The 21,826-nt window shown below is 34.0% G+C and carries 25 protein-coding genes; 20 read left to right on the top strand and 5 right to left on the bottom strand.

The annotated features are described in order from the left end of the window. Positions 1–124: 124 nt before the first annotated feature. From HC965_RS23280 to HC965_RS23335, 12 genes are all read left to right on the top strand, one after another. Positions 125–1,147, top strand: coding sequence for a DUF3871 family protein (locus tag HC965_RS23280; RefSeq protein WP_191033715.1), 1,023 nt, complete (start codon positions 125–127; stop codon positions 1,145–1,147). A 15-nt stretch (positions 1,148–1,162) separates the two neighbouring features. Then, the gene (locus HC965_RS23285; protein WP_223854996.1) at positions 1,163–1,510 is read left to right on the top strand and encodes a hypothetical protein; all 348 of its coding nucleotides are present in this window, start codon (positions 1,163–1,165) and stop codon (positions 1,508–1,510) included. Beyond that, on the top strand, positions 1,503–1,748 hold the full coding sequence (locus HC965_RS23290) for a hypothetical protein (protein WP_191033716.1): 246 nt from the start codon (positions 1,503–1,505) through the stop codon (positions 1,746–1,748). Before HC965_RS23285 ends, HC965_RS23290 begins: the two co-directional genes overlap by 8 nt. Before the next feature lie 42 nt (positions 1,749–1,790). After that, on the top strand, positions 1,791–2,003 hold the full coding sequence (locus HC965_RS23295) for a fructan hydrolase (RefSeq protein WP_191033717.1): 213 nt from the start codon (positions 1,791–1,793) through the stop codon (positions 2,001–2,003). A 9-nt stretch (positions 2,004–2,012) separates the two neighbouring features. Continuing rightward, positions 2,013–2,291, top strand: coding sequence for a hypothetical protein (locus tag HC965_RS23300; protein WP_191033718.1), 279 nt, complete (start codon positions 2,013–2,015; stop codon positions 2,289–2,291). Positions 2,292–2,385: 94 nt separating this feature from the next. Beyond that, positions 2,386–3,951 carry a hypothetical protein gene (locus HC965_RS23305; protein WP_191033719.1) on the top strand — a complete coding sequence of 522 codons (1,566 nt, stop codon included), beginning with the start codon at positions 2,386–2,388 and terminating at the stop codon, positions 3,949–3,951. Positions 3,952–3,970: 19 nt separating this feature from the next. Further along, positions 3,971–4,927 carry a hypothetical protein gene (locus tag HC965_RS23310; protein WP_191033720.1) on the top strand — a complete coding sequence of 319 codons (957 nt, stop codon included), beginning with the start codon at positions 3,971–3,973 and terminating at the stop codon, positions 4,925–4,927. Beyond that, on the top strand, positions 4,908–5,258 hold the full coding sequence (locus tag HC965_RS23315; protein WP_191033721.1) for a hypothetical protein: 351 nt from the start codon (positions 4,908–4,910) through the stop codon (positions 5,256–5,258). The genes HC965_RS23310 and HC965_RS23315 overlap by 20 nt, the downstream gene beginning before the upstream one ends. Before the next feature lie 176 nt (positions 5,259–5,434). Continuing rightward, the gene (locus HC965_RS23320) at positions 5,435–6,109 is read left to right on the top strand and encodes a recombinase family protein (RefSeq protein WP_191033722.1); all 675 of its coding nucleotides are present in this window, start codon (positions 5,435–5,437) and stop codon (positions 6,107–6,109) included. Between the two features lie 169 nt (positions 6,110–6,278). Continuing rightward, complete coding sequence (locus tag HC965_RS23325) at positions 6,279–7,550, top strand: PD-(D/E)XK nuclease family protein (RefSeq protein ID WP_191033723.1); 1,272 nt, start codon at positions 6,279–6,281, stop codon at positions 7,548–7,550. Positions 7,551–7,557: 7 nt separating this feature from the next. Further along, positions 7,558–8,301 carry a DNA-deoxyinosine glycosylase gene (locus HC965_RS23330; protein ID WP_191033724.1) on the top strand — a complete coding sequence of 248 codons (744 nt, stop codon included), beginning with the start codon at positions 7,558–7,560 and terminating at the stop codon, positions 8,299–8,301. Between the two features lie 114 nt (positions 8,302–8,415). Beyond that, positions 8,416–8,790: an MmcQ/YjbR family DNA-binding protein gene (locus HC965_RS23335; RefSeq protein ID WP_191033725.1), complete on the top strand. Its 375-nt coding sequence runs from the start codon at positions 8,416–8,418 to the stop codon at positions 8,788–8,790. Positions 8,791–9,006: 216 nt separating this feature from the next. Here the strand turns inward: HC965_RS23335 and HC965_RS23340 are convergent, their stop codons facing one another. The 3 genes from HC965_RS23340 to HC965_RS23350 all read right to left on the bottom strand — a co-directional run bounded on the left by HC965_RS23340 (position 9,007) and on the right by HC965_RS23350 (position 11,242). Further along, the gene (locus HC965_RS23340) at positions 9,007–9,858 is read right to left on the bottom strand and encodes a GNAT family N-acetyltransferase (RefSeq protein WP_191033726.1); all 852 of its coding nucleotides are present in this window, start codon (positions 9,856–9,858) and stop codon (positions 9,007–9,009) included. A gap of 83 nt (positions 9,859–9,941) precedes the next feature. Continuing rightward, complete coding sequence (locus tag HC965_RS23345) at positions 9,942–10,478, bottom strand: dihydrofolate reductase family protein (RefSeq protein ID WP_191033727.1); 537 nt, start codon at positions 10,476–10,478, stop codon at positions 9,942–9,944. 308 nt (positions 10,479–10,786) lie between these two features. After that, positions 10,787–11,242, bottom strand: coding sequence for a lipocalin family protein (locus tag HC965_RS23350; RefSeq protein WP_191033728.1), 456 nt, complete (start codon positions 11,240–11,242; stop codon positions 10,787–10,789). 358 nt (positions 11,243–11,600) lie between these two features. On the opposite strand from HC965_RS23350, the gene HC965_RS23355 reads away from it, so the two are divergent. Both HC965_RS23355 and HC965_RS23360 read left to right on the top strand, forming a co-directional pair. Then, positions 11,601–12,461, top strand: a complete 861-nt coding sequence (locus HC965_RS23355; RefSeq protein ID WP_191033729.1) for an urea transporter — start codon at positions 11,601–11,603, stop codon at positions 12,459–12,461. Between the two features lie 71 nt (positions 12,462–12,532). Next, positions 12,533–13,267 carry a hypothetical protein gene (locus tag HC965_RS23360; protein WP_191033730.1) on the top strand — a complete coding sequence of 245 codons (735 nt, stop codon included), beginning with the start codon at positions 12,533–12,535 and terminating at the stop codon, positions 13,265–13,267. 482 nt (positions 13,268–13,749) lie between these two features. Here HC965_RS23360 and HC965_RS23365 read toward each other — a convergent pair whose 3' ends face one another. Next, on the bottom strand, positions 13,750–14,124 hold the full coding sequence (locus HC965_RS23365) for a hypothetical protein (RefSeq protein WP_191033731.1): 375 nt from the start codon (positions 14,122–14,124) through the stop codon (positions 13,750–13,752). A 1,122-nt stretch (positions 14,125–15,246) separates the two neighbouring features. Further along, the gene (locus HC965_RS23370; protein ID WP_191033732.1) at positions 15,247–16,632 is read right to left on the bottom strand and encodes a hypothetical protein; all 1,386 of its coding nucleotides are present in this window, start codon (positions 16,630–16,632) and stop codon (positions 15,247–15,249) included. Positions 16,633–17,120: 488 nt separating this feature from the next. Between HC965_RS23370 and HC965_RS23375 the strand changes: the two genes are divergently transcribed. From HC965_RS23375 to HC965_RS23400, 6 genes are all read left to right on the top strand, one after another. Further along, positions 17,121–17,342 (top strand): DUF6140 family protein, encoded by a 222-nt coding sequence (locus tag HC965_RS23375; RefSeq protein ID WP_191033733.1) that lies wholly within the window; start codon positions 17,121–17,123, stop codon positions 17,340–17,342. 67 nt (positions 17,343–17,409) lie between these two features. Next, positions 17,410–17,763: an NINE protein gene (locus HC965_RS23380; protein WP_191033734.1), complete on the top strand. Its 354-nt coding sequence runs from the start codon at positions 17,410–17,412 to the stop codon at positions 17,761–17,763. A 23-nt stretch (positions 17,764–17,786) separates the two neighbouring features. Then, positions 17,787–19,844: a zinc ribbon domain-containing protein gene (locus HC965_RS23385; protein ID WP_191033735.1), complete on the top strand. Its 2,058-nt coding sequence runs from the start codon at positions 17,787–17,789 to the stop codon at positions 19,842–19,844. Between the two features lies 1 nt (position 19,845). Beyond that, complete coding sequence (locus HC965_RS23390) at positions 19,846–20,517, top strand: ADP-ribosylation factor-like protein (protein WP_191033736.1); 672 nt, start codon at positions 19,846–19,848, stop codon at positions 20,515–20,517. Then, the gene (locus HC965_RS23395) at positions 20,514–20,981 is read left to right on the top strand and encodes a hypothetical protein (RefSeq protein WP_191033737.1); all 468 of its coding nucleotides are present in this window, start codon (positions 20,514–20,516) and stop codon (positions 20,979–20,981) included. The genes HC965_RS23390 and HC965_RS23395 overlap by 4 nt, the downstream gene beginning before the upstream one ends. Next, a complete protein-coding gene (locus tag HC965_RS23400; protein ID WP_191033738.1) occupies positions 20,978–21,742 on the top strand; it encodes a hypothetical protein in 765 nt (254 codons plus the stop codon). The genes HC965_RS23395 and HC965_RS23400 overlap by 4 nt, the downstream gene beginning before the upstream one ends. The last annotated feature ends 84 nt before the right edge of the window (positions 21,743–21,826 follow it).

A 21,826-nucleotide genomic window follows, 5' to 3' on the forward strand; every position in this document is an offset into this window, starting at 1 on the left:
ACTGGAAGTAACTGTTTCGGTATTAAAAGGGCTCAAAAAGCTAAGAGGATTTGTAAAAGCAAAGAAATAACCTCTTGGCTTTTTCTTTTATCGGATATTTATTAACCAACTAGAAGTAAATAAAATGGAAAGAATTAATTTATTATTGCCATCCATACAAAGGACGGCAGGAGCAAACGAATGGAAACAAGATGTGGAAGATGCAGTACTTATCACGGAACAGGCACACAAGCGTTCACCATTCATTGAAGCCAATACAACAGAGGTGACTTTGGAGCATCTCAAAAACGATTGTATTATACCGACTTTTGCCAAAGATAACGAAGTCTGTATATCACATCAGAGTTTCATAGAATCAGTCTATGAGGCAGCCAGAGATTTTTATCATGGGGAAACAATCTGCACCCCGGAAATAAGAACATCCCACATTGTCAGAGGGCGTATTCCGGAAGCGATCAATAAAAGAGTCGATCAGCTGTTGGAATCAGACAAGACAATGTATTATGAAAGAATGATTTTCAACATAGAAGTTCCGAGTATCAGCCGGAATATCAATGGAAATCAACTGAACCTATCCATCACAGGCTGTAAAAGCTATGCAAGGGATAATCTGAGCGGAAAGATGACGGCACAGAAATTCAATATTGCCGTCGGATTTCTCAATCTTGCCTGTACCAACCAATGTTTATCAACAGACGGGTACAAGGAGGAAATCAAAGCGACAAGTTCGAGGGGACTATATCAATTCACCCTAGACTTGTTCGGACAATACAATGTAGCAAAACATATTCACCTGATGCAGTCGCTGGGTGATACAATGCTGAGTGAACACCAATTCTGTCAGATACTGGGGAGAATGAGACTATACAACTACTTACCCCAGCACCAACAGAGGACATTACCGAGACTGCTTATTACAGACAGCCAGATCAACAATGTGGCCAGGCAGTATATCCATGACGAAAACTTTGCCGGGAATAACGGTGAATTAAGCATGTGGATGTTCTACAACCTGATAACGGGAGCAAACAAGAACAGTTATCTCGATTCATTTCTGGGACGTAGTGTAAACGCGACAGAGGTATCAGTGGGACTAGCGGAAGCATTGAATCACAGGGACGAAGCATATTCCTGGTTTATAGAATGACCGGAAGAATATGATTTGACTACTATATCCGAAGAGGGTATCACCAAAGAAGAACGGTGGTATCCTCTTTTTTTATTATCAGAAACTCAACTAAAAAAGAAAGGAGAAAAATATATGAGCGTAGCATGTGTACAGGACATATACAAATGTGACACCTGTAAATCAGCATCAGACGAGCACGGAAGGAATTGCAGGCACGGGATATTATTTCCCCTGCTTCTTTTAATGGGAAATTGTAAGAAGTGCATGAATTATGAATTTGATGCAGAAAAGGTAAAACTTCAGCTGCAAAAAAGAGAAAATGGACCAACAAGCCACTCTGAAAAAGATTTGGAAGGACTTAAAACTGTAAAACATGAGTGAATATTCATTGAAAGAAAGTGTTCGGATGTTGACAGCATCACTTGTTTATGGCGGTCCTATGACATTTGAACAAATCAAAAAGTTGGATTGGTTAAAACATACATCTGAATATGGGATATCCTTCTATATCCAGGAAGCGGAACGAAATGAATGGATAAAAACCAAATGTTTCAGCAATAAACCCAATATCTATTCGGCAACTGCAAAAGGTAGGAAAATGGCTGAAGCAAGAGATTAACATAAAGTATAATAGTAAAAACATAATAGAAAAGGAGTTATTATGGCATGGTTAGCAATAGATAAAATTGGAAGGGAAACAATATCACCCGGCAGACCTGAATTTGACGGTTCCGAGTGGTATTATGAAGAAGAAAACTCTATAGAAGGCGAATACGGGAATATAGGATACTCTATAGACCTGCCTGATGGAACAATTGAAAAGATATTAGGCAGGAAACTAACATATGAAGAAAGTCCTGTAGAAATCAAATAGAAAAGAATTATGGAAAAATATGAACTTGAAAACAGTAAAGAGTTCAAGGTGGCACAGGAACTGGAAGATGCCTTGAACAATATGTCATGGAACAGTGAGATATTCGCGGAGTCAGTGGGGTATTATCACAGGACACTCCAACAAAAGCTGTTCAGCACTATGGTAAAGGTCATAGAGATGATGGGAAAAGAGGAATATGGATATGACCTGAGAAATGAGGCTTCACACAGGATAGCCCGGAAAATAGTTGAATCAGGAATACTGGACGAGACTATACCGATCATTTGAAAAACGGTTGAAACAGACCGGAATTATATCTGAGGAGGATATCACAATCAACGTGGTGTCCTCCTTTTTTTATTTACCTAAAATACAAAAGATTATGTTATACTATAAATTTCAAAATTACGAAGAATTCAAAAACATGTTTGGTATTATCAAGCATGGAAACGGAGTATGCAGCAGAAAGAACAAGATACTGCTGGCATATGTGAAAGACAAGAGATTATTACATGAAGCCGTAGAGAAGAACGATTATACGCTGCTTCATATCTCTTCAATGGCGGAACTGAAAAAGACCGTTACCCGAAGAATAATTATAAGCGGACACTCGGATAACTCCCTACGTTATGTTCTGGAACTGGATGGAGACTTTTTCTATTCCAGGAACCTTGAAACGGACAGTCTGAAAGGACTCTGTGAAGACGGGGACACTAAGGCAATCCGCTACATTAATCATAAGAACGGAGAAAAGGTGTTTAAAATGAAAGCGGGAAAACTCTACCGCTCCATCATACAGGAAACGGAATTTGGCAGAACCCTTCCTGAACAGGTAGTGACCTATCTATGTGAGGAATTTTCGGCAGACTGGCAGGTGTATACTCATAGCAAACTCCCGAAGAACACACTACACGTTGATAAAGACTTTGAGAAGATATATTCATCAGACTGGTGCAAAGGAGATTTCTCTTCGTGCATGACGGACAAGGATTATTACTATTTCTATATGGACTCTGTCAATGCAAGTGCAGCATATCTGACAGATGAGGATGATATGGTGATTGCAAGATGTATTATCTATAACGAAGTCAAGGATCAGGATGACAACAAATGGAGACTGGCTGAAAGACAATATGCCAGTGATGAAAATGATATCCTGAAGCGTGCCTTGATAGATGCCCTGATCAAAGGGGGATACATTGACGGTTACAAAAAAGTCGGTGCAGGTGCAGGTGATGCAAGAGAGTTCGTTGACCTTGAGGAGAATTCATTGTCAGACAGGAAATTCAGAATAGAATGTGACCTGGACTATGACGATCCACTAAGTTATCAGGACTCATTCAAGTGGTATGATGAGTGCAATAGAATAGCTGACAATTATGGACATGGAGACATTGGACTGGATGTTACGGACGGTTCTATAAATGGTGAAGAAGAGGAGGAGGAATACGATGACTTCCATGACTATCATTGTCAGGCAACCAGAGTTGTATACTATCATGGGCAGGAATATTATTGTGATGTAGAGAATCTGGAAGACTTTACATGGGTGGACAGACTGGAAGAGTACCATCATGATTCCGATGTACTGCAATGTCCTGAATGTAAAGCGAATTTTCTGAAAGAAGACAAATGTGATTCAGAAATAACCGATGAGGACTATTGTTGTGAAGAATGCAGGGAAAAAGCAGAGGAAACATACAAGAAAGCAAACTGGTATTATTCCGATTATGATGAGGAATATTATGAGTATGCAGAAGACATAACCACGTATCAGGTATGGAACAATATCCTCTGTGAATATGAGGAGAAAAACATATCGGTTGAGTCCGGGAATAGATTATTGGCGAGAGGAGAACTTCATGAACTGAACGGTATACTCTATAGCAGAATAGATGAAGAAACCGGACTGCCTTATACATACGAGATGAATGAAATGACTGTTTAACCCACAAAAAATAAGAATTATGGAATTACTTAAGAAATTATATAAGATTTATAGCCCGAGCGGAAAAGAATGGGCGATGACAAAGTTTATATGGGATTATATAAAAAGAATCCCCGGTGCAAAACTTGAAATTGATAAAATCGGGAATCTGTATATAACAAAGGGGGACACGGAATCATATCCCTGTATCGTAGCACATCTTGACCAGGTGCAGAGGTTGCATTCAAAAGATTTCACGGCTATTGAGACCGAGGAAATTATATTCGGATACAGCTCCCGGAATAAAAGACAGGAAGGACTCGGAGCGGATGACAAGAATGGAATCTGGATAGCGCTCAAATGTCTGGAAAAGTGCAAAACCCTGAAACTGGCCTTCTTCGTCAGTGAAGAGAAAGGATGTGTCGGTTCAGAGAAAGCGGTGATTGACTTCTTTACTGACTGCCGGTTTATTATAGAACCGGACAGAAAAGGGTGTCAGGATATTATTACTGAAATTAGCCGGACTTCCCTCTGTTCTCCTGATTTCCTGAAAGCTACCGGACATGAGAAATTCGGATATAAGGAAACGGACGGGATGATGACTGATATTCTTGCATTGAAAGACAAAGGACTCGGGATTAGTTGTGTCAATCTTAGTTGTGGATATTACGAGCCACATACGGATCATGAATTTACAGTGAAAGAAGATATCATGGGGTGTCTAAGACTGGTGGAGCATATCATTGAGAATTGTACTGAAACTTATCCTCACCTGGCTGAAATACAGGGAAGGCGAAGGGGCATCTATGATGAATTCGATGAAGCTGTAGATGAAATATTCGCCCTGCTCGATCAGGAAGATATATGGAGTGTGAAAGACCTGTATTACATGTATCACTCTGTTTTTCCTGACCTGAAAATGGAAGATTACCAGAGAATTTATACTGAATATTACAACCTATACTCAATGAAAGAATATGGAGAACAGAAATTATGATCTAAAACTGGCAGGATATATATGGAGTATCCTGAGAACCCGACCGATTATCATAATGTCATGGGGAATAGATACGAATACGGTCAGACCTGTAAATCTTGGTCTGGAATTTCATGTACAAGGCTTCAAGCATACAGGAATGGTACAGGTTATTCTCGATGAAGGAAAGGACTTGTTTGAGATCCATCTCATCCCTGATCTGGAAGGAGAAAGGAAAATAATAGAAGACGTTTACTTTGACATGCTCGTTTCTGTGATAGATGAGAATGTGGAGAAAACGGATGACTATGAGAAGAGGATTTCTGAAGAGTACGGGATTATCAGAAAATGATGTTTCCCTGAAATAACAGAATCTGTAATAACTGGAATCCTGTGAGAAAGTAGAGTATATGAAAACTTGAAAACTCACAGGATTTCTTTTTTATAACCCGATTTCTTCCCGCTTAAAGGGAACTAAACGATCGTTGGGTATTCGAGAAGCAAATTAAAAAAAGTTAAAGACTAATTATGAAAACGACATATATAGCATACTTGAGACAAAGTACACAAAAACAGGAAATGTCAGGACTTGGAGTAGAGGCACAAAGAAGAACAATACAGAATTACTTGAAAGACAGAAAGCCGATCGCTGAATATATCGAAACAGAAAGCGGACGAAAATCTGACAGACCTAAACTTACAGAAGCTTTGGAAGTATGTCGAAAAACTGGTTCTACCCTGATTGTTGCCAAGCTAGACAGATTAAGCCGGAATGTTGCTTTCACCAGTAAACTCCTGGAAAGTGATGTTGAGATTGTATTTTGTGATTTCCCCGAAGCTAATAAACTCGTACTACATATCTTCTGTAGTATAGCGGAGTATGAGGCAGGGCTGAACAGCCAGAGAACGATACAAGCTCTACAAGCAAAAAGGGCTAGAGGATATAAGCTTGGTAAAGCTGAAAACTTATTATCCAGATTGGAACAAGCGGTAGAAAACAGCAACAGAACCAACCGACAGAAAGCTTTGGATAATCCGAATAATAAAAGGGCTATTGCAATGTTAAGAGGTTTAGTTAAAGAAGAAAGGTCATTGTCGGAAATGGCAAGAATACTGAATAAGGAAGGATTCGTAACTTCCAAAGGATGTCAGTTCAAGGCATCACAGGTGAGTATATTATTAAAAAGATATGATCTAAAATAGAAAAAACACGAAGTAAGAGAGACTATGATAATATGGTTTCTCTTATTTTTTCTTCTCATAATCTACTAAAAAAAGAGAGTACAAGAAAATACTTTGTTTGTGTATATAATATAATGGAAGTTTATTATATTTGCATCAACATTAATTACAATCGAACCAATATGTTATTATGAAAAGCATCAAAAAAATAGAATACTTATTACGTGATATAAATATCATTCGAAAAAAGTATGAAGAACGTGAAGCCAATGAAGATAACTTCAACCTTTTCACAATCTTACGAAAGGATTCTGACGAACGCTATCTTCATTCCCGTTTCATTTCCTCACTTCTGGATTTCAGAGGTCCTCACAAATTAGGCAGTACTTTTCTTTCCCTATTTCTAAATGTCATTGGAAGTAAGTTTGAATATGATGAAGGAAATATAGACATATGTCCCAATAATTCAGTACGAAGTGAATATAAGAACATTGACATATATCTCATTAACAAATTGAAACAACAAGCTGTCATAATTGAGAATAAAATATATAGTGGAGATTCAAATCACGAAGAAGAAGGGCAGCTTGAAAGATATTATGGAACGCTGATAGAGGAAGATAAAATCCCAAGAGATAATATTGAAGTTTATTATCTTACATTAGATGGACATGGACCTAGTGATGACAGTGTTAGTACTTTAAATAAATTCCCGGAATTAAAAGATAAAGTACAATGTATATCCTATTCATTAGAAATTCTTGACTGGCTTAAGAAGTGTGTGAAAGAAAGCTATAATAAACCCTCCTTACGTGAATCAATAATCCAATATACTAAACTTATAGAGAATATGACAAATAACGATACAACTATAGATGAAAGAATAGAGCTTATTAATATTATAGGCAATAATGATGATAATCTTCAAAGCGCCAAAATGCTTATTGATAATTTTAGACATATCCAGTGGCATACTTTGTATAACTTCTGGAAGGAATTAGGTGAAGAACTGCAAAGACAGGGATATAATATTTTTCAGACGATTCAAAATGACGAAATAGATTTACTGGTTCATGGCGGTCCCATACAAAGAAAGACAAATCTATATCTGATAATAACAACTAATAAAAAACTTCCTATTTATATAAGTGCCGAATATGAAGATTGGTTATTTTGGGGTATTTATAAAAATGAAGGCAGTGAAAAAATTCCTGAAATATACGAAAATACTATAGAAGAACTTATTAATAAAAATAGCGAATACCAAAAAGAGGGTGATTGGATCTGTTGGAAATACTTATCCTGCAATGAAGATGAACAGATTGTATGTTCCAATTTTTCAAGAGAAGGTACATTCAAACTTATAGCTCCGAAACATCGTAGTAAAATTATTGAATGTATCGTATCTGAGATCAATCAATTTGTTATAGAACTTGAGAATATAGTTGCCAAATCTAATTAGTAGTTTAATGGGAAAAAATGAATTCACAAATGAGGAGATCAAACAACTAGAAAAGTTGATTAGGTTACGTGTTGCTTCAGATAGAAAGAACCAGAAAAGAATCAGAAAAGACATGAGAACTATTGGTTTCTATGGTAGTGACTATGGCATAACCAATATGACTATTGACAAATTTCACGCTTTGATTGATCAAGGGCGGATTAAAGTAATTAGTGATTTTCCAGCCACAAAGCAGATAAAGCCCAAAACCATATCAACAAAACAAGAAAAGATAACAATTACTTCTTATTGCACTAGTATGAAACCTGTTATATTTCCAGACTCTGAAATTCTCATACTCGGAACCATGCCAGGAAAAACCTCATTAGAATCCCAAGAATATTATGCCGCCTCCAATAACTGTTTTTGGAAGATAATAGAAAAGCTTTATAATAATGGAAACAGACTGACTGATTATAATGAAAAAACATCCTGTCTTAAGCAGAATAAGATAGCTCTTTGGGATGTATACGAAGCTTGTGCCAGAAATGGTAGCCTTGATAGAAACATAGGTAAGATTCAATTAAATGATATAGATAAGCTCCTTTCCGACTACAAGAAAATCAGAAAAGTCATATTCAATGGTCAAAAGGCTGCCTCGGAATATACACCAAAAATTCCATATGAGATACTATGTTCAACAAGCAATAGTAATACCCATAACACACTAGAGGAGAAAATCAGTTTCTGGAGAAATGCTCTTATTTTGTGAATGGGATAAGAAATGTAGAGTGTAATGTTAGCTAAAGACCAGATAACCAGTAGATCTTTTTGAAAATAAAAATAATGTGATAAACGAATCTCTCCCAACACTAGTAGATAAGAAATGAATATAGAAGAATTTAGAGAATACTGCCTGTCATTAAAAGGTGTCTATGAAAAGATGCCATTCCTTAACGTTCCTGATAAATATAATCAAGAGATACTGTGCTTTTATATCGGAAGTAAATGGTTCTGTTATGTCAATATTGAAGTTTTTGATTTCTGTTGTATCAAATGCCCTCCCGATAAAATAAAAGAACTTCAGGAACAATATACAGGAATTACTCCGGGATGGCACATGAATAAGAAATACTGGATTAGCGTTCATTTTGATAGTGACGTACCCGACCAGAAGATAAAAGAATTGGTGAAAGGATCTTATGACATTGTACTTAAAAGTCTGACTAGGAAAGAAAGAGATATGGTAGGTATAGAATAAATTACTAACTACTAGGATAAGAAAAAGAACTCCCCTAGTCTATTTATTTAAGTTTATCTATTGATATAATATCTCTTCCTCTGAACCAAAAATTTCCATTATCCTATATAATAGTATATCAGAAAAAAAGAAAAAAGGTTACTATACTTGTCTTGTCGGATTTTTGAAATATTATGCAATATTATTTCTTTAAGACAACAAATATCCGCTCCTGTACTATAACTGATTGATCATTTCATATTGTCTGCCGATAACATTGATATTCCTATTCTGCAAAAATGATGTAATAGAACTGCATGAAATATCAGTATTCAGAACTTTAATAATATCCGCTTTTACCAAATGGAGTGCTTCTTCAAATAGATAGGCTGCAACTCCCTTTCTTCGAAATGGATGGTCAACTGCAATTTGAGTCAAGTCACCCGAATTTGGCTCAACAACACAATATCCAACAATCCCGGATGGTGTAAATGCTCCTAAACAGACTAAATCATCTCCAGCTCTTTTTATGGAATCCAAACTATTCTGCCAGGAAGGATAGAAATCACAAAATTCAGAAGCAGATAGAATAGAATTAACTTCAATCGGTTCTATTTTACAAAGGCAATTTCTTTCTCTTATCTCATTACGTACTTTGCTCTTTTCCTGACGAAAGTAATTGAACTCACGTGTTATCTTAAAACCCAACTTGGTATAAACGGAAATAGCTGCCGGATTATGCTGTAGAACTTCCAAAAGATATTGCTTTATTCCTGCCTCTTTCAGATAGGGAATGGAATATTTAAAGATTTCCTGTGCCATCCCCTTCCCTCTGTAAGCTTTCAATGTACCTGTTCCAGTATCATAAGCAGTAGCCACACCGTTATAACTCCCTACACCATTGAGAGTAAATGATATTATCTTATGTCCTTCAAATGCAGCGAATGATAACTCCGAATTAAAGCCCCGCCTTTTCAACATGGCACGAACCTGCTCTTTATCAAACTCTACTTCATAATCAGAAAACGCTTGCTCAAAAGCATCAAAAATGATCTGAATATCTACATTTTTAAGATTTCGTATTTCCATAATCAATTTATACTATATTTTTATAAGAGTTCATGGTACAAATATAAAAATAGATGATAACCGTCCACTGAGCTATTCCTTTTTTACTTTCGCTTATAAACAACCTCTATTATACCATTATAATTTGTTGTACCGATTAAACTTAAGTCTATATGTTGTTCCATTTCTTTAAACAGTCTTATGCCATGCCCAAGTATGACAGGTATAATGCAAAAATGAAATACTTCTATCAGATTCTCGCTCATCAACTGTTGAATAAGATCTGCACCACCACAAATCCAAATATCTTTGCCAGACTCTTGCTTCAACTGTTTTATAAGCGAACCTAGTTCTGAACCAGTAAATATGATATCAGCAGCTTGTCGGCATTGTTGTATCTCATGAGTAATAACATAAGTCTTCAAACCATAGTAAGGCCAATGATCAGGCGATAATTCTTTTACAATCTGATCGTATGTATTCCGTCCGATAATAATTGTATCTATATTCTTAATAAACGGTGTATAAAAATCATAATCAGATACTTCCTGACTTTCTCCATGCAACCAATCAACCTTTCCTTCAGCGTCAGCTATATATCCATCAAGACTTAAAGCTATGAATAGTTCTACTTTTCTCATTGCCACCCTTCCTTATTACTATTACCTTTATCTGTCTCATCATCTCCTAATTTGCAAATATAATAAATATAGTGTATCGTATAATATACTGTATGAACCAAAAATTTCTCATACTCTATATAATAGTATATCAGAAAAAAAGAAAAAAGGTTATTCTACTTGTCTTACCGAATTTTGGGATATTATCGGTTGGAAATATTGCAGTTGATGGAGGTTTAGACGAAGCAAGCTCTTTTATTTATGTATACAAAAAAGGCAGCAAATGTATTAAAATGCTGCCTTCGGTAGAAATTGATTTACTATGTATGTTATTCTGTAACCTTTTTATAGGTTGATGTTTCTTGATATTCGTATTTTATGCCATCCTCTGTTGCTGTTTCTGAAATTCCAATAACCAAACGTTCTGAATTAACTTCAATAACATTGCCTATTACATTTTCTGCATCTTCGGAAGTTGCATAAAGTTTACCATCTTTATAAGTCCAAGTAGCAACGTAATCTTCCTCTACCCAGACTCCATTAACTTTTTCATAACCTACCAATGTACCGTCAGAATTAAATCTCATTCTTACGTCGCTCAAATCTTCTGTGTCTGTATCTACAATTTGCCCATTTTCTTTTTCAACAGAATCAGATGATACACCTTCCCATAAGCCGATTAAATCAGCAGTATCAAAATCATCATCATCGTCACCACAAGCTGCAAAGTTTACACTCATAATTACGGCAATTACTGCCATTCCAATAATTCTCAAAGTTTTCATTTCAATTAAAATAAATTTTTTATTTATAAATTAGTGTTGTGATATTCGCGATTAAGAAATAGATTACAAAGTTAATTAATAATACTAACTCGTAAAAAGTGAAATTCCGTAGCTTATGACTAAATGGTACGAAAACATGCTTATTGGCGTAAAAATAATGATTAAATTGAGCAAAAATATTATTGAATATTTGTCTTGAAGTAGGAATATCACTTAGATTAATGAAAAACATTTCTCCAAGAACCATATTTCCAGCAACTCATGACATTGGATTTTTTATTTCGTATTTCTCATTTTTGTTCTATTCAATGGAAGACTGTATTTTTGCCATTATTTTAGCAATTAATAATTTATACAAATGGCTTTTATACACAATTTATTACTCATTCTGGGACGTGGAATAGGACAAGTAATGTTTCAGAATAATGCACTATCCGGGCTCTTTATGTTAATTGGAATATGTCTAAATTCATGGCAGATGGGAATACTGGTGGTCTGTGGTAATATAATAAGTACACTGACAGCATACTTTTCAGGATACAAGCATGATGATATTAAAAATGGATTATACGGATTTAATGGAACTTTAGTAGGTATAGCGGTTGGTGTATTTCTGCAATTATCGGTAGGAAGTTTAATCATGTTGGTTATCGCTTCAGCCCTTTCTACATGGATTGCCTATCTTTTCAGTCAGCAACGTTTATTCCCCGGCTTTACTGCTCCTTTCATTCTTGCCGTATGGGGAATGTTGGGAGTTTGTACCTGGTTTATACCCAATTTACTATTAGTTTCTGATACAATCATTAATACCACACAGAATATCAATTATATCCAAGCCTTCAGTTTAGGTATAGGTCAGGTCATGTTTCAGGGAAATACTATATTGACAGGCCTGTTTTTTCTTATAGGTATTTTAGCCAACTCTCCCAAAGATGCCTTCTATACGATCTTAGGAACACTTCTTCCTATCCCTTTAGCTATTTTGTTAGAAGTAGATGCAGCAAACTTAAATGCCGGATTAATGGGATACAATGGTGTATTATGTGCCATAGCTTTAGGAGGAACAAACTGGAAAAGTGGTGTATGGGCAGGGTGCTCTGTCTTACTGTCTACCGTATTACAGATTCTAGGAATGAACATGGGGATCACCACCTTGACTGCTCCTTTTGTTATGTCTGTATGGATCGTGATGATGATACAAAGAATGATAAAGAAGTAGAAAAGCCAGAAGTAATATAATATAAAACGCTTTATACAGCAGATAAATCCATACATTAACCTATAACTATAATGAATATTGATTTATATACAATAGACTGGACTGCTATAGGATCAATAGCAACTACAATCGCTTTAATATTTGCTTTCAAGTCCATAAATGCATCCAATAAGCAAAATAAGGAAAATCGTAAACTCCAAATCTCGCTAATTCGTAAAGAACAAGAGCAGAAAAGGCTTGATGAAATGGTAAATAATATTTTAGAGATAATCCATTCTATAAAACCAATTGATGTTCTCGACTTTTCTTCTAAGTGGATAGATGGAGCATTTACAACAGAAGATAGACATAAACTTGACCATATGGCAGAACAAGATCAATTGAATTATACCCGGCTGAATATCCAACTCATAAAATTAAAAAACTATCCTACTGCAAAGCCATTATTAGCCCGCCTAAATACAATCAGAGAGATTTATGGATCATGGGCCAAATGTATCAACCCACTACATGTATTCATAGAATCTGGAAATAAACTTAGGGCAGAAGAACGAGAAGCAATTATTGCAAATATAGTACATCAAATGGTCAATACATGTAAAAAAAATCCTGAATATACACCAATAATATCTGATATTTGCAAGAAAAAAAACAAGATAGAAGATATAGCTAGAGATGTAATGAACATTTTTGAAACAGAAATATCAAAGCAAATCCAAGCCCACAAATTAGCTTTCGAGAAGGAATTATATGAGTTTGTAAAGAAAGAGCAGGAAAGGATTGATAGTATTATTGATATCGAATAATTGGAAAAGTAAGTCATTATCTATTAAAACTATTCTAACTTTTAATAGTTACTTTTATTTCTCTTATCATTCTCTATTCTAAGTATTTGGATATATAGTATCATATTATCATATACTAGATGAACCAAAAATTTTCATTATCCTATATAGTAGTATAGTAGAAAAAAAGAAAAAAGGTTACTCTACTTGTCTTACCGGATTTTGGGATATTATCGGTGATATAACAGTTAATGTCGGAAGATTAGTTCTTTCTGCTATTTAGATATAAAATTGAAGTAACTTTCAGCCAATCATATATTTTATTAGAAAGCCCTGCTACGGGAAAAATAGCAGGGCAAATTTTTGTGTTTGTGTGTTAGAGTTATTATTTAGGACGTCTTTTTCAAATTGAGATATTAATTAGTTACCTGTGTGTTTAACAGAAAATTTTGTCGCGTTCTCTCTTACACAAAAAATATTGATTCAAAAAAAGGATTTATTGATTATTCTTGAATTGGGGTTATATTTCTAATTTGTAATATTCTACTTTCTCGTATTTCTGCTTCGCTATCCTTTAATATCCAGTAACCGTCATAAATATCGAATGCATCAATTCCACGATATTGTGTTACGATTTCACTATCAAGAAACACAGTTCCTTCCCTGTGTCTCAATTCATACCAATCATCATCAACAGGGACGAAGTTTTCAACTTTGATTTCTCCATTGCACTTCACCATTCGATATTCTGCATCAAAATCTATATTTGCAATTCCGTTAACACCGTCTTTTACATCATCATCACTGCCGCGACAACCAATAAATAATGTAACACTAAACAGCATTGTAAGCAATGCAAATAAATTAATTTTCTTCATAAGTTTGTAATTTAATTGATATTAAAAAATGATTTTATTGTATTTAGAATTGAAATATAGTTTGCATCATATATCACATGTTCACCGTTTGTTTTAATACGATGTAAATGCTTTTTCTTTGTTAAGATATACAATGTATTATCAGTATATAGAACACTGTATATTGCAGCGATTGAAAGAGTAAAACTTGAGTTTACGAAACACACCTCGTCAAAATCAACCGCCAAATTGAATTTCTTGCTGATTAGTTGAAGTAGATAAAATGCATTCAAATATGATGTCCGCTTCATCTGTTTTAAGATCACCTTTAATTCACCTCTGTTCATATTGTCGTATATATAGTGTTGCTGATTGCAAGGCACAAAAAAGAGTGCAGAACTTATCAAAAGCATTTGTAGTCGGTACTGGCATACCTTGAATCAATGCAGTTGTAAGTCTGCACCCATATTTTCATACATAGTATATAAACATAGATGCAGACAATTAACGCGTTCTGATTCAGATAGTTCAATTTGCCAGTTTCACTACAATCAGCGTTAAATGTCTTATAACGAGTGTTCGATGTTTCCTGAACACGTTGCAAAGATAATAATTTTTTAAATAAACTATGTGAGAAAGCCTGATTTAGATTACCATTACCAATAAGAAGAATATTAATATTCTGTAAGGGTGAATTTGAAATTTGTTTGATTGTAATATCTGTTTTGCATATAACAAACTGACAACTAGATTATCCTTTGATTAATTATAAAAGTCCGTTTTAATACATACCTTCAAGGTATATAAACCCCAATTATTTTAGGTAGAACCGTAGGAAGGAGTGTTCTTATGAATGAAAACATAAGAATCTCAACACTGCATCTATATTATTAAGTTATTGTTATTGAATAAGAGTTAGCTGGTGGCAGAAAACCATGAACAAAGTGAAGTATAGATATAGCTGTAAGACAAAGTGCAAATAAAAAAATCACAAAAGAAGTACAGAAGCTTAAAAAGATAGAGTTTCTGTTAGATTTATTGTTTTATCCTACGGTTATGTAACTCTCTACTATCGTATATCCCCTACATTCGATCCCTAATTATATATGAACATATTGAAATATCCTATCTGAATATATCCTCTTATTTGACTTGTGTAAATTTTGACAATTTTATAGCATATCCCAAAGAAGGCCATTCTATATAAACCTCTCCATCATCTATATGTCGGCTAATCCATATTTCTTGTGTAGGAGACAGGGTAGCAAAGAAAACATATTCTGTTAAAGGTAACTGATATTCTTTCTCAACACCTGATTCTACAAGAATGAGAGAAAAATACTTCCTACTAATAATCACATCCTTTATTTCATATATATTGGATTGACTAAACGATCCTCCTGTCTTTTGAATTTGTAACCAGCCTTTTCCTTTCACAAATTTATCAAGGAGTCGGCACCATATCTGTTCATTTTTTACACATGGACGATAAGCATTAATACAATGCATAGCGATAGGTAATTGATATGACACGTTAATCTCTGAACAGGGGACAAGATGTAATATATACTCATCGAAATCATATTTATAGTTATAGTAGCAAACTGTTTTATCGGCATTCATGATGTGAAGTTTATTTTCTGTAACTTCTTCTATAAATCGGAACACGTACATTTCTTCTATATGAAAAGTTTCTATATCATTACCGACTTGTATCTGATAAACAGTATAACATCCATGTGAAGTCGTATCAAAATCGTCTTGAAACCATACCCAAGCCCTTTCTCCTTCTTTATATTCAGTACCAGGAATAATCCAAAAACTCATTTTCGGACAATCAATCAGCTGAGATGAAGTTGCAGCCAATATACGTAAAAAGTCAGGTTCTGTATAAATACGGCATAGAATGCAGCCACTATAAAGCAACATCCACAAGCTTGGAATAAATTTTTCTTGCATTATGGTTGCTTTCAGGCCCAAGACACTTCCTTTAGCTCTTATGTTTTCAGGATAAATTTCAGAAAAAAAGATTTCCAGCTTATCTATCCAATCTATCCATAATCGTTTAAAATCTTTCTGATATGGATCAATATTCTCTACTTTTATATAAAGTAACAGTAGTATTCCCCAAAAAAAGTTTGGATTATCTCTCCTTGCCTCTTTTAAAACAGGTACCATTTCCTCTTTAAATTTTTCAGAGTAGTTATAATGTTCTTTTATAAAGGTACTAACTACCATATCTATCCATTTGGAATCCGACCTGTCTACTTCAGAAAAAAGATATTGTTGCAATATGGGGATACTTTTCTGGATGTTGTATAACAAGGTCAGTTCGCTATCTGTAACAACAAATAACTCTTGTAATTTCTCCCAGATTTCATCAATAATTCGTAATGAAGTTTTTCCATCCAGAAGACGATAAATTGTCATTTTTCCTTTATACCCCAATATTTTAGCCAAAGCAGAGGGAGAAGGAGCAAATACCCTACTTTCTATCAGACATTGCAATATTTCTAGTTTTTCATTCATATCCGTATCACTCTTTAGGTATTTTGGTACTTTTATTTAGTTATATCAAAAATGCTCCGGCATCTTTTTTAATTATAAATTATATTACCCTATTTTTGCAATAAATGATCGGTAAAGGTAAAAAAACTCTTAAATAAGAGCGTCATGTTCAAGCAAAAAATGTATATTTGCCACATTCGATTGGAGAAATAATCGGATATAGTGAAAGCGTTTTTGCCACACATCCTGAAAAACGAAATCGCCAATTTCAAAATCAGAAGGATAATGGACATGACGCTCATCTGTTTTTGTATATGTTGTTATAGCCTATGCTATATCTTCATACCAAGACGGCGTGGGAGTACTGTTTTTATTCATTTCTGATTAGGCGTTTGGCGATGCCTGTTTTTCGATGAATAGCAGACAAGTCCTCACGCCTTTACTTTTATATAAATCTAATGCTGAATTCTGAGGACTTATAAGCGTATAATATTTAAGGAGGTATCATTATGCCATTATTCAGAGTAACAGTAAAAAGAATGAAAAACTCTAATGGAGTTCGTCTTGAAGCAGGAATGACAGTAGACATCCCATCCAATTCCTTTAGTAATCCGGTAACTAGCAATGGAGGACAAGTCGTTGTTGATGCATTTTATCGTATTTACGGAGTAGATATTAAGAAGGCAGGTGCATTAAACATGTCTGATTTAGATGTACAACGTATTGACTGATCTGTTGTTACAAAAACTTGCCACATTCGATTTTACGAGTGTGGCTTTACTTGTTTAAACAAGAAATATGAAAAATAGATATATTGCAGCGTTACTGGCTTTCTTTTTGGGAGGTTTGGGAGTTCACAAATTCTATTTAAGAAAGTGGACTGGTGTTTTCTACCTTATTTTATGTTGGACGTATATTCCTACTATTGTATCTTTTATAGAGGGAATACTTTATTTAACCAATGGTGAAAGAGAATTTAATAGAAAGTACAATAAAGAGAGAAGTACTTATCAACAACAATCATCAGATTATTTAGAACAAAATTACAATTCTAGTAGCATAGAAACCTCACTATCTAAAATTTGCCAAAATTGTGGAAAAGAAAATGAGGCAGATAGTAATTTCTGTGAGAGATGTGGAAATAAATTATAAGTTTCAATTTTAAATAAAAGTATATGTTTTGCAAGAAATGTGGACAACAAATTAATAATGGAGCAAACGTTTGCTCTAATTGTGGAACCAAAGTAGTCTCAGAACAATCCATAAAAAAGATTTTCAATAAAGCCAATTGGAGTAACGAAAACGAATTAAATAACAGCGATTGTTTTGTCTATAACATACCAGAAGATGTAAAAAGTGAAGTTCGACAGAATTTTGGAATTGAATACAACGAACAAGTATTATTTGTGAGAGATACGTCTTTCTGGAATTCACGTAATCAGGGTTTGGTATTAACCGATGGTGGGATTTATTGTATTCCGGATAATGAAAAAGCTGATGAGAAAATATTCTTCACATGGAGTGCTGTAAAACAAGTAGAATACAAAGATCTAGTTTTATATTTTTGGGGATATGAAGAAGATAATTGTCCTATTCACATATCTTACTTTATGAAATCGGATGATAGCACTAAAGCTCTACGTTTAGGAAAGGCGCTGGCACAGAACTTTACTGAAATGGCTCAAAGCATAACACCGGAAGCAGATCCTTTTGATATGGCTGTTGAACAGTATGATCAATTGTATAATGCAGGAAAAAGAGATGAAGCTTTACAGTTTGCATTATCATGTGCAAGGCAAGAACAAGAAAATATGAAACTTTTTTATACAGCTGCTGCCCACTTATGTATGATCCAAAAAGACTATCTTAGAGCTATTTCTATTTGTAATGAAGGCTTGAATTATTGTGAATACACTAGTCGAATGGCAATGGACCTGTTATATGCAAAATATTCAGCATTTCAATGGCTCAACGATAAGGTTGAGGCACGAAAATATTGTTTACCGGTCATGTTATATGCTCCCGATGACCTGCAAATAGGTGATGGAGTCTTAATCAAAGAGGATGCAACAAATGATTTTGGTATATATGAAAAAGAATATGTCTCCAATTATTTAACACAAAGCTACGCCAAGCGTAAAGTTCTTTTGCCTGTTAAAGAGTATACAAATTTAGACCAAGAACATTTATCTGTAATTGACATAAAAAAACTTCCAGATACTCATATTGAATTTCCCATAGGGCATCCAGTTGCCTATCAGTTATATATAGGCCATCCCTATATAAGTCAAAAATATATACCTTTTGAGAATTACGAATTAGAATTGATTGAAGATAAAGTACGTGAATTTTGCCAGATTGTTCAAAAGTTGGGAGCTACAGAAATTACAATAGAGTGTGTAAACAGTTCTTCAAGTGACAATAATACACAGTCCGAACAAAATATATCTGGAAACATTTCCTATAAAATTGCATCTGCTTCAGGTTCTGTACAAAGGGAAAGAAATAATCATTTAATTGATGAAATCAGTCAATCCATCAATCTACATCAGAAATTTACTCCTAAAGCTCCTCTCAGTCTTCCAGACAATCTTGTGTGGTATCCTAATGAGCCGTCTTGGCAACGATTATATGAACAACGGCTACAAGGCACCCTTCTACAACATGAAGAGCGAATTGAAACTCGTAAAAACAGAGTGCTTGAGAGTAGTGAACTAAATTCAATAGAAGGCGAATTCAAAAGCCTTTTTATGGAAGCAAAAGGACATTGGAATAAAAATGATGAAGAAAAATTTACTCTTCAAGAAAATGCTATTTTATCTATTCAGGTCCATTTTATATCTTTGGAAGAACTACAAAATGAAGAAGTTATTCAGCAAGCTCAAATTAATAACATAACATTCACAGAAAATGAACGTATATATTTAGAAGAATTCCAAATTTGTTTAGAAGAAGCTAGTGAGATTTCCGCTCGTGAACGCCGATTATTAGACAAGTTCCGTATCCAATTAAATATTAGTGAAGATCGTGCTAAGGAATTGGAAGAAAGCCTTCTTTTCCCAAAACTAGCAAAAGAAGAACTAGAATATTTAGAAGAGTACAAGGCCTGTATAGAAGACGGAGAGATTTCCCCAAAGGAACAAAGATTACTTGATAAACTTCGTATAGGCTTGGGAATTTCAGATAATAGAGCTAAAGAAATCGAATACTTATGCAATCATAAACGTAAATAAAATGTTAGGAAAAGATGAAATAATAAATATTGCTAGGTTTTTCGGTTTTCCATACTTTGATCTATTTTATTTTTTATGGAAAAAATATATCGAGAATCTATTGAATACTCAAAAACGAATAGGTATTTCGATTATAGGAATGTCGGAATCAGGAAAAACATATTTATACGATAAAATTCGAGAAGAAGATAGATGCAAAGAGGGAACAACAGCTTTTAGTGAAAAACTAAAAGCTAAAATCATAAAAATAGAAGATAAAGAAATAGAACTGCAACCAACAATAGATATTTCCGGGGATTCAAAGGGAATGGAATATTTTGAAGAGCTGTATGAAAACTGTGATATCATGATTGTTACATTTGACATATATAAATTTCTTTCAAATGAAGATTATCGGCGTGATTTTGCTCAACGGATAAAAGCTGTTTTGACTAGAAAAGAAAAGAAAAAACGAAAAATTATTTTATTGGGAAGTCATTTAGACCAAATTGAAAAAACTAAAGAAAACCAAGTTAGAAAGAAAATTCTGGAATATGCATTGAACGAGAAATATATAGCATTGCAAGAATATATCAAGAGTATGAATCCACTTGTTTTAGGTAATTTAACCAACGATGATTGGATAAAAGAATTCAAAAGAAAATATCTATTCCTAGATCTATTAAAACAATGAAAAGTTATCTATGGTCACAGAAAGAATCTTATAATAAACCCTCTTTCATTATAGAAGATGGCACTATTTATACAGATGATATGATTGTGTACAGAAATAAATTCCAACTTTTGAAAAAAGAAATTGATATAGCGACTGTATTCTATCATAATAATGGAATACAGGTTGCAAAATCAAAACAAAGATTTATCATTTCAGGACATTATAATGAAATGGATGACATCCAAAGATATACAGCCTTTACATATGCCAGTACTTGTGTGAATAATACACAGAGAATACAAGAAGAACTAATAGAATTATCTAAAAAAATCAATCGTACTATCAATGTAAAAACCATTAATGAAATCACTGTAGCGATAAATGAATATAAGAGGATAAAACATAAAACAGATCGTATATTATTGTATCTCATGCTGATAGTTTTTATATTAATTCTAACCATTATAAATTACAAATTATGATTAGTACTATATTTGACAATAAAATAATATTAATTGGAAATGAAGAGAATGAAGGGCTTAAATACTTGAGTGAAAACAGGAGTAAAATGAAAGATATATATATCTATTCTATAGACAAGGCTAGACAGTTAGTACTTTCAGGGATGTTTAAATGTGGAATGCCTGAAGAAGGGATGATTTTCATAAAGCATCCATTTCTCCCTGTTTATTTGCCTAATGATTCACAATTAGAACTTAATATCTGTCGATGTAGCATCAATCATTATTTAGACTTTATAAGTAGATTAGGTGCCATAAAATGGAAATTTACAGTGATTATTGAAGAACATAGTTTTCTTAAACGAATATTCTCAGGGAAATTGAAAACTATACAAGGAAATGGCTCTTTACACGTTGAAAGCACTACTGAAAATAAATTTAAACAGGAACTCAATTTAGAAGAATTTAATTATTCTCAAAGCGATCGTTCCATACTAACATTAGAAGAATACGAAGAAGCCTGTAATTTCTATGACAAATCTTATTATTTAAAAAGTTGCCCTGAATGCCAAAGGATACTTGATTTTAGGGCACCTAATCGAGACAAGCAAAAGGGTGAATTTCATTTAAAACTCCAGATTTCCACTCGAATGAATGAAGTTTTAAAAATTGCAGCAGATCTGGATACACTACATGGTGTTGATATTAATACTAATTATACTAGCAATAACGATTTAAGACGTACCATCTTCATGGACTCTTCAGTCTCTTTTCTTAAGTAATAATTATAGAAATAATACAGTACCTTTAGAATATGGTATCCTATTTAAATTTTTGTAAGAAAATAGTCAAACTAAATCGTTCAT

This window comes from Bacteroides sp. GM023 (assembly GCF_014750685.1).
Taxonomy (GTDB): Bacteria; Bacteroidota; Bacteroidia; order Bacteroidales; family Bacteroidaceae; genus Bacteroides.

Bases quoted from the DNA above. Each gene is read 5' to 3' on its own strand.
- HC965_RS23280 (WP_191033715.1), top strand. From the start codon at position 125: ATGGAAAGAATTAATTTATTATTGCCATCCATACAAAGGACGGCAGGA.
- HC965_RS23290 (WP_191033716.1), top strand. From the start codon at position 1,503: ATGAGTGAATATTCATTGAAAGAAAGTGTTCGGATGTTGACAGCATCA.
- HC965_RS23295 (WP_191033717.1), top strand. From the start codon at position 1,791: ATGGCATGGTTAGCAATAGATAAAATTGGAAGGGAAACAATATCACCC.
- HC965_RS23300 (WP_191033718.1), top strand. From the start codon at position 2,013: ATGGAAAAATATGAACTTGAAAACAGTAAAGAGTTCAAGGTGGCACAG.
- HC965_RS23305 (WP_191033719.1), top strand. From the start codon at position 2,386: ATGTTATACTATAAATTTCAAAATTACGAAGAATTCAAAAACATGTTT.
- HC965_RS23310 (WP_191033720.1), top strand. From the start codon at position 3,971: ATGGAATTACTTAAGAAATTATATAAGATTTATAGCCCGAGCGGAAAA.
- HC965_RS23315 (WP_191033721.1), top strand. From the start codon at position 4,908: ATGGAGAACAGAAATTATGATCTAAAACTGGCAGGATATATATGGAGT.
- HC965_RS23320 (WP_191033722.1), top strand. From the start codon at position 5,435: ATGAAAACGACATATATAGCATACTTGAGACAAAGTACACAAAAACAG.
- HC965_RS23325 (WP_191033723.1), top strand. From the start codon at position 6,279: ATGAAAAGCATCAAAAAAATAGAATACTTATTACGTGATATAAATATC.
- HC965_RS23330 (WP_191033724.1), top strand. From the start codon at position 7,558: ATGGGAAAAAATGAATTCACAAATGAGGAGATCAAACAACTAGAAAAG.
- HC965_RS23335 (WP_191033725.1), top strand. From the start codon at position 8,416: ATGAATATAGAAGAATTTAGAGAATACTGCCTGTCATTAAAAGGTGTC.
- HC965_RS23340 (WP_191033726.1), bottom strand. From the start codon at position 9,858: ATGGAAATACGAAATCTTAAAAATGTAGATATTCAGATCATTTTTGAT.
- HC965_RS23345 (WP_191033727.1), bottom strand. From the start codon at position 10,478: ATGAGAAAAGTAGAACTATTCATAGCTTTAAGTCTTGATGGATATATA.
- HC965_RS23350 (WP_191033728.1), bottom strand. From the start codon at position 11,242: ATGAAAACTTTGAGAATTATTGGAATGGCAGTAATTGCCGTAATTATG.
- HC965_RS23355 (WP_191033729.1), top strand. From the start codon at position 11,601: ATGGCTTTTATACACAATTTATTACTCATTCTGGGACGTGGAATAGGA.
- HC965_RS23360 (WP_191033730.1), top strand. From the start codon at position 12,533: ATGAATATTGATTTATATACAATAGACTGGACTGCTATAGGATCAATA.
- HC965_RS23365 (WP_191033731.1), bottom strand. From the start codon at position 14,124: ATGAAGAAAATTAATTTATTTGCATTGCTTACAATGCTGTTTAGTGTT.
- HC965_RS23370 (WP_191033732.1), bottom strand. From the start codon at position 16,632: ATGAATGAAAAACTAGAAATATTGCAATGTCTGATAGAAAGTAGGGTA.
- HC965_RS23375 (WP_191033733.1), top strand. From the start codon at position 17,121: ATGCCATTATTCAGAGTAACAGTAAAAAGAATGAAAAACTCTAATGGA.
- HC965_RS23380 (WP_191033734.1), top strand. From the start codon at position 17,410: ATGAAAAATAGATATATTGCAGCGTTACTGGCTTTCTTTTTGGGAGGT.
- HC965_RS23385 (WP_191033735.1), top strand. From the start codon at position 17,787: ATGTTTTGCAAGAAATGTGGACAACAAATTAATAATGGAGCAAACGTT.
- HC965_RS23390 (WP_191033736.1), top strand. From the start codon at position 19,846: ATGTTAGGAAAAGATGAAATAATAAATATTGCTAGGTTTTTCGGTTTT.
- HC965_RS23395 (WP_191033737.1), top strand. From the start codon at position 20,514: ATGAAAAGTTATCTATGGTCACAGAAAGAATCTTATAATAAACCCTCT.
- HC965_RS23400 (WP_191033738.1), top strand. From the start codon at position 20,978: ATGATTAGTACTATATTTGACAATAAAATAATATTAATTGGAAATGAA.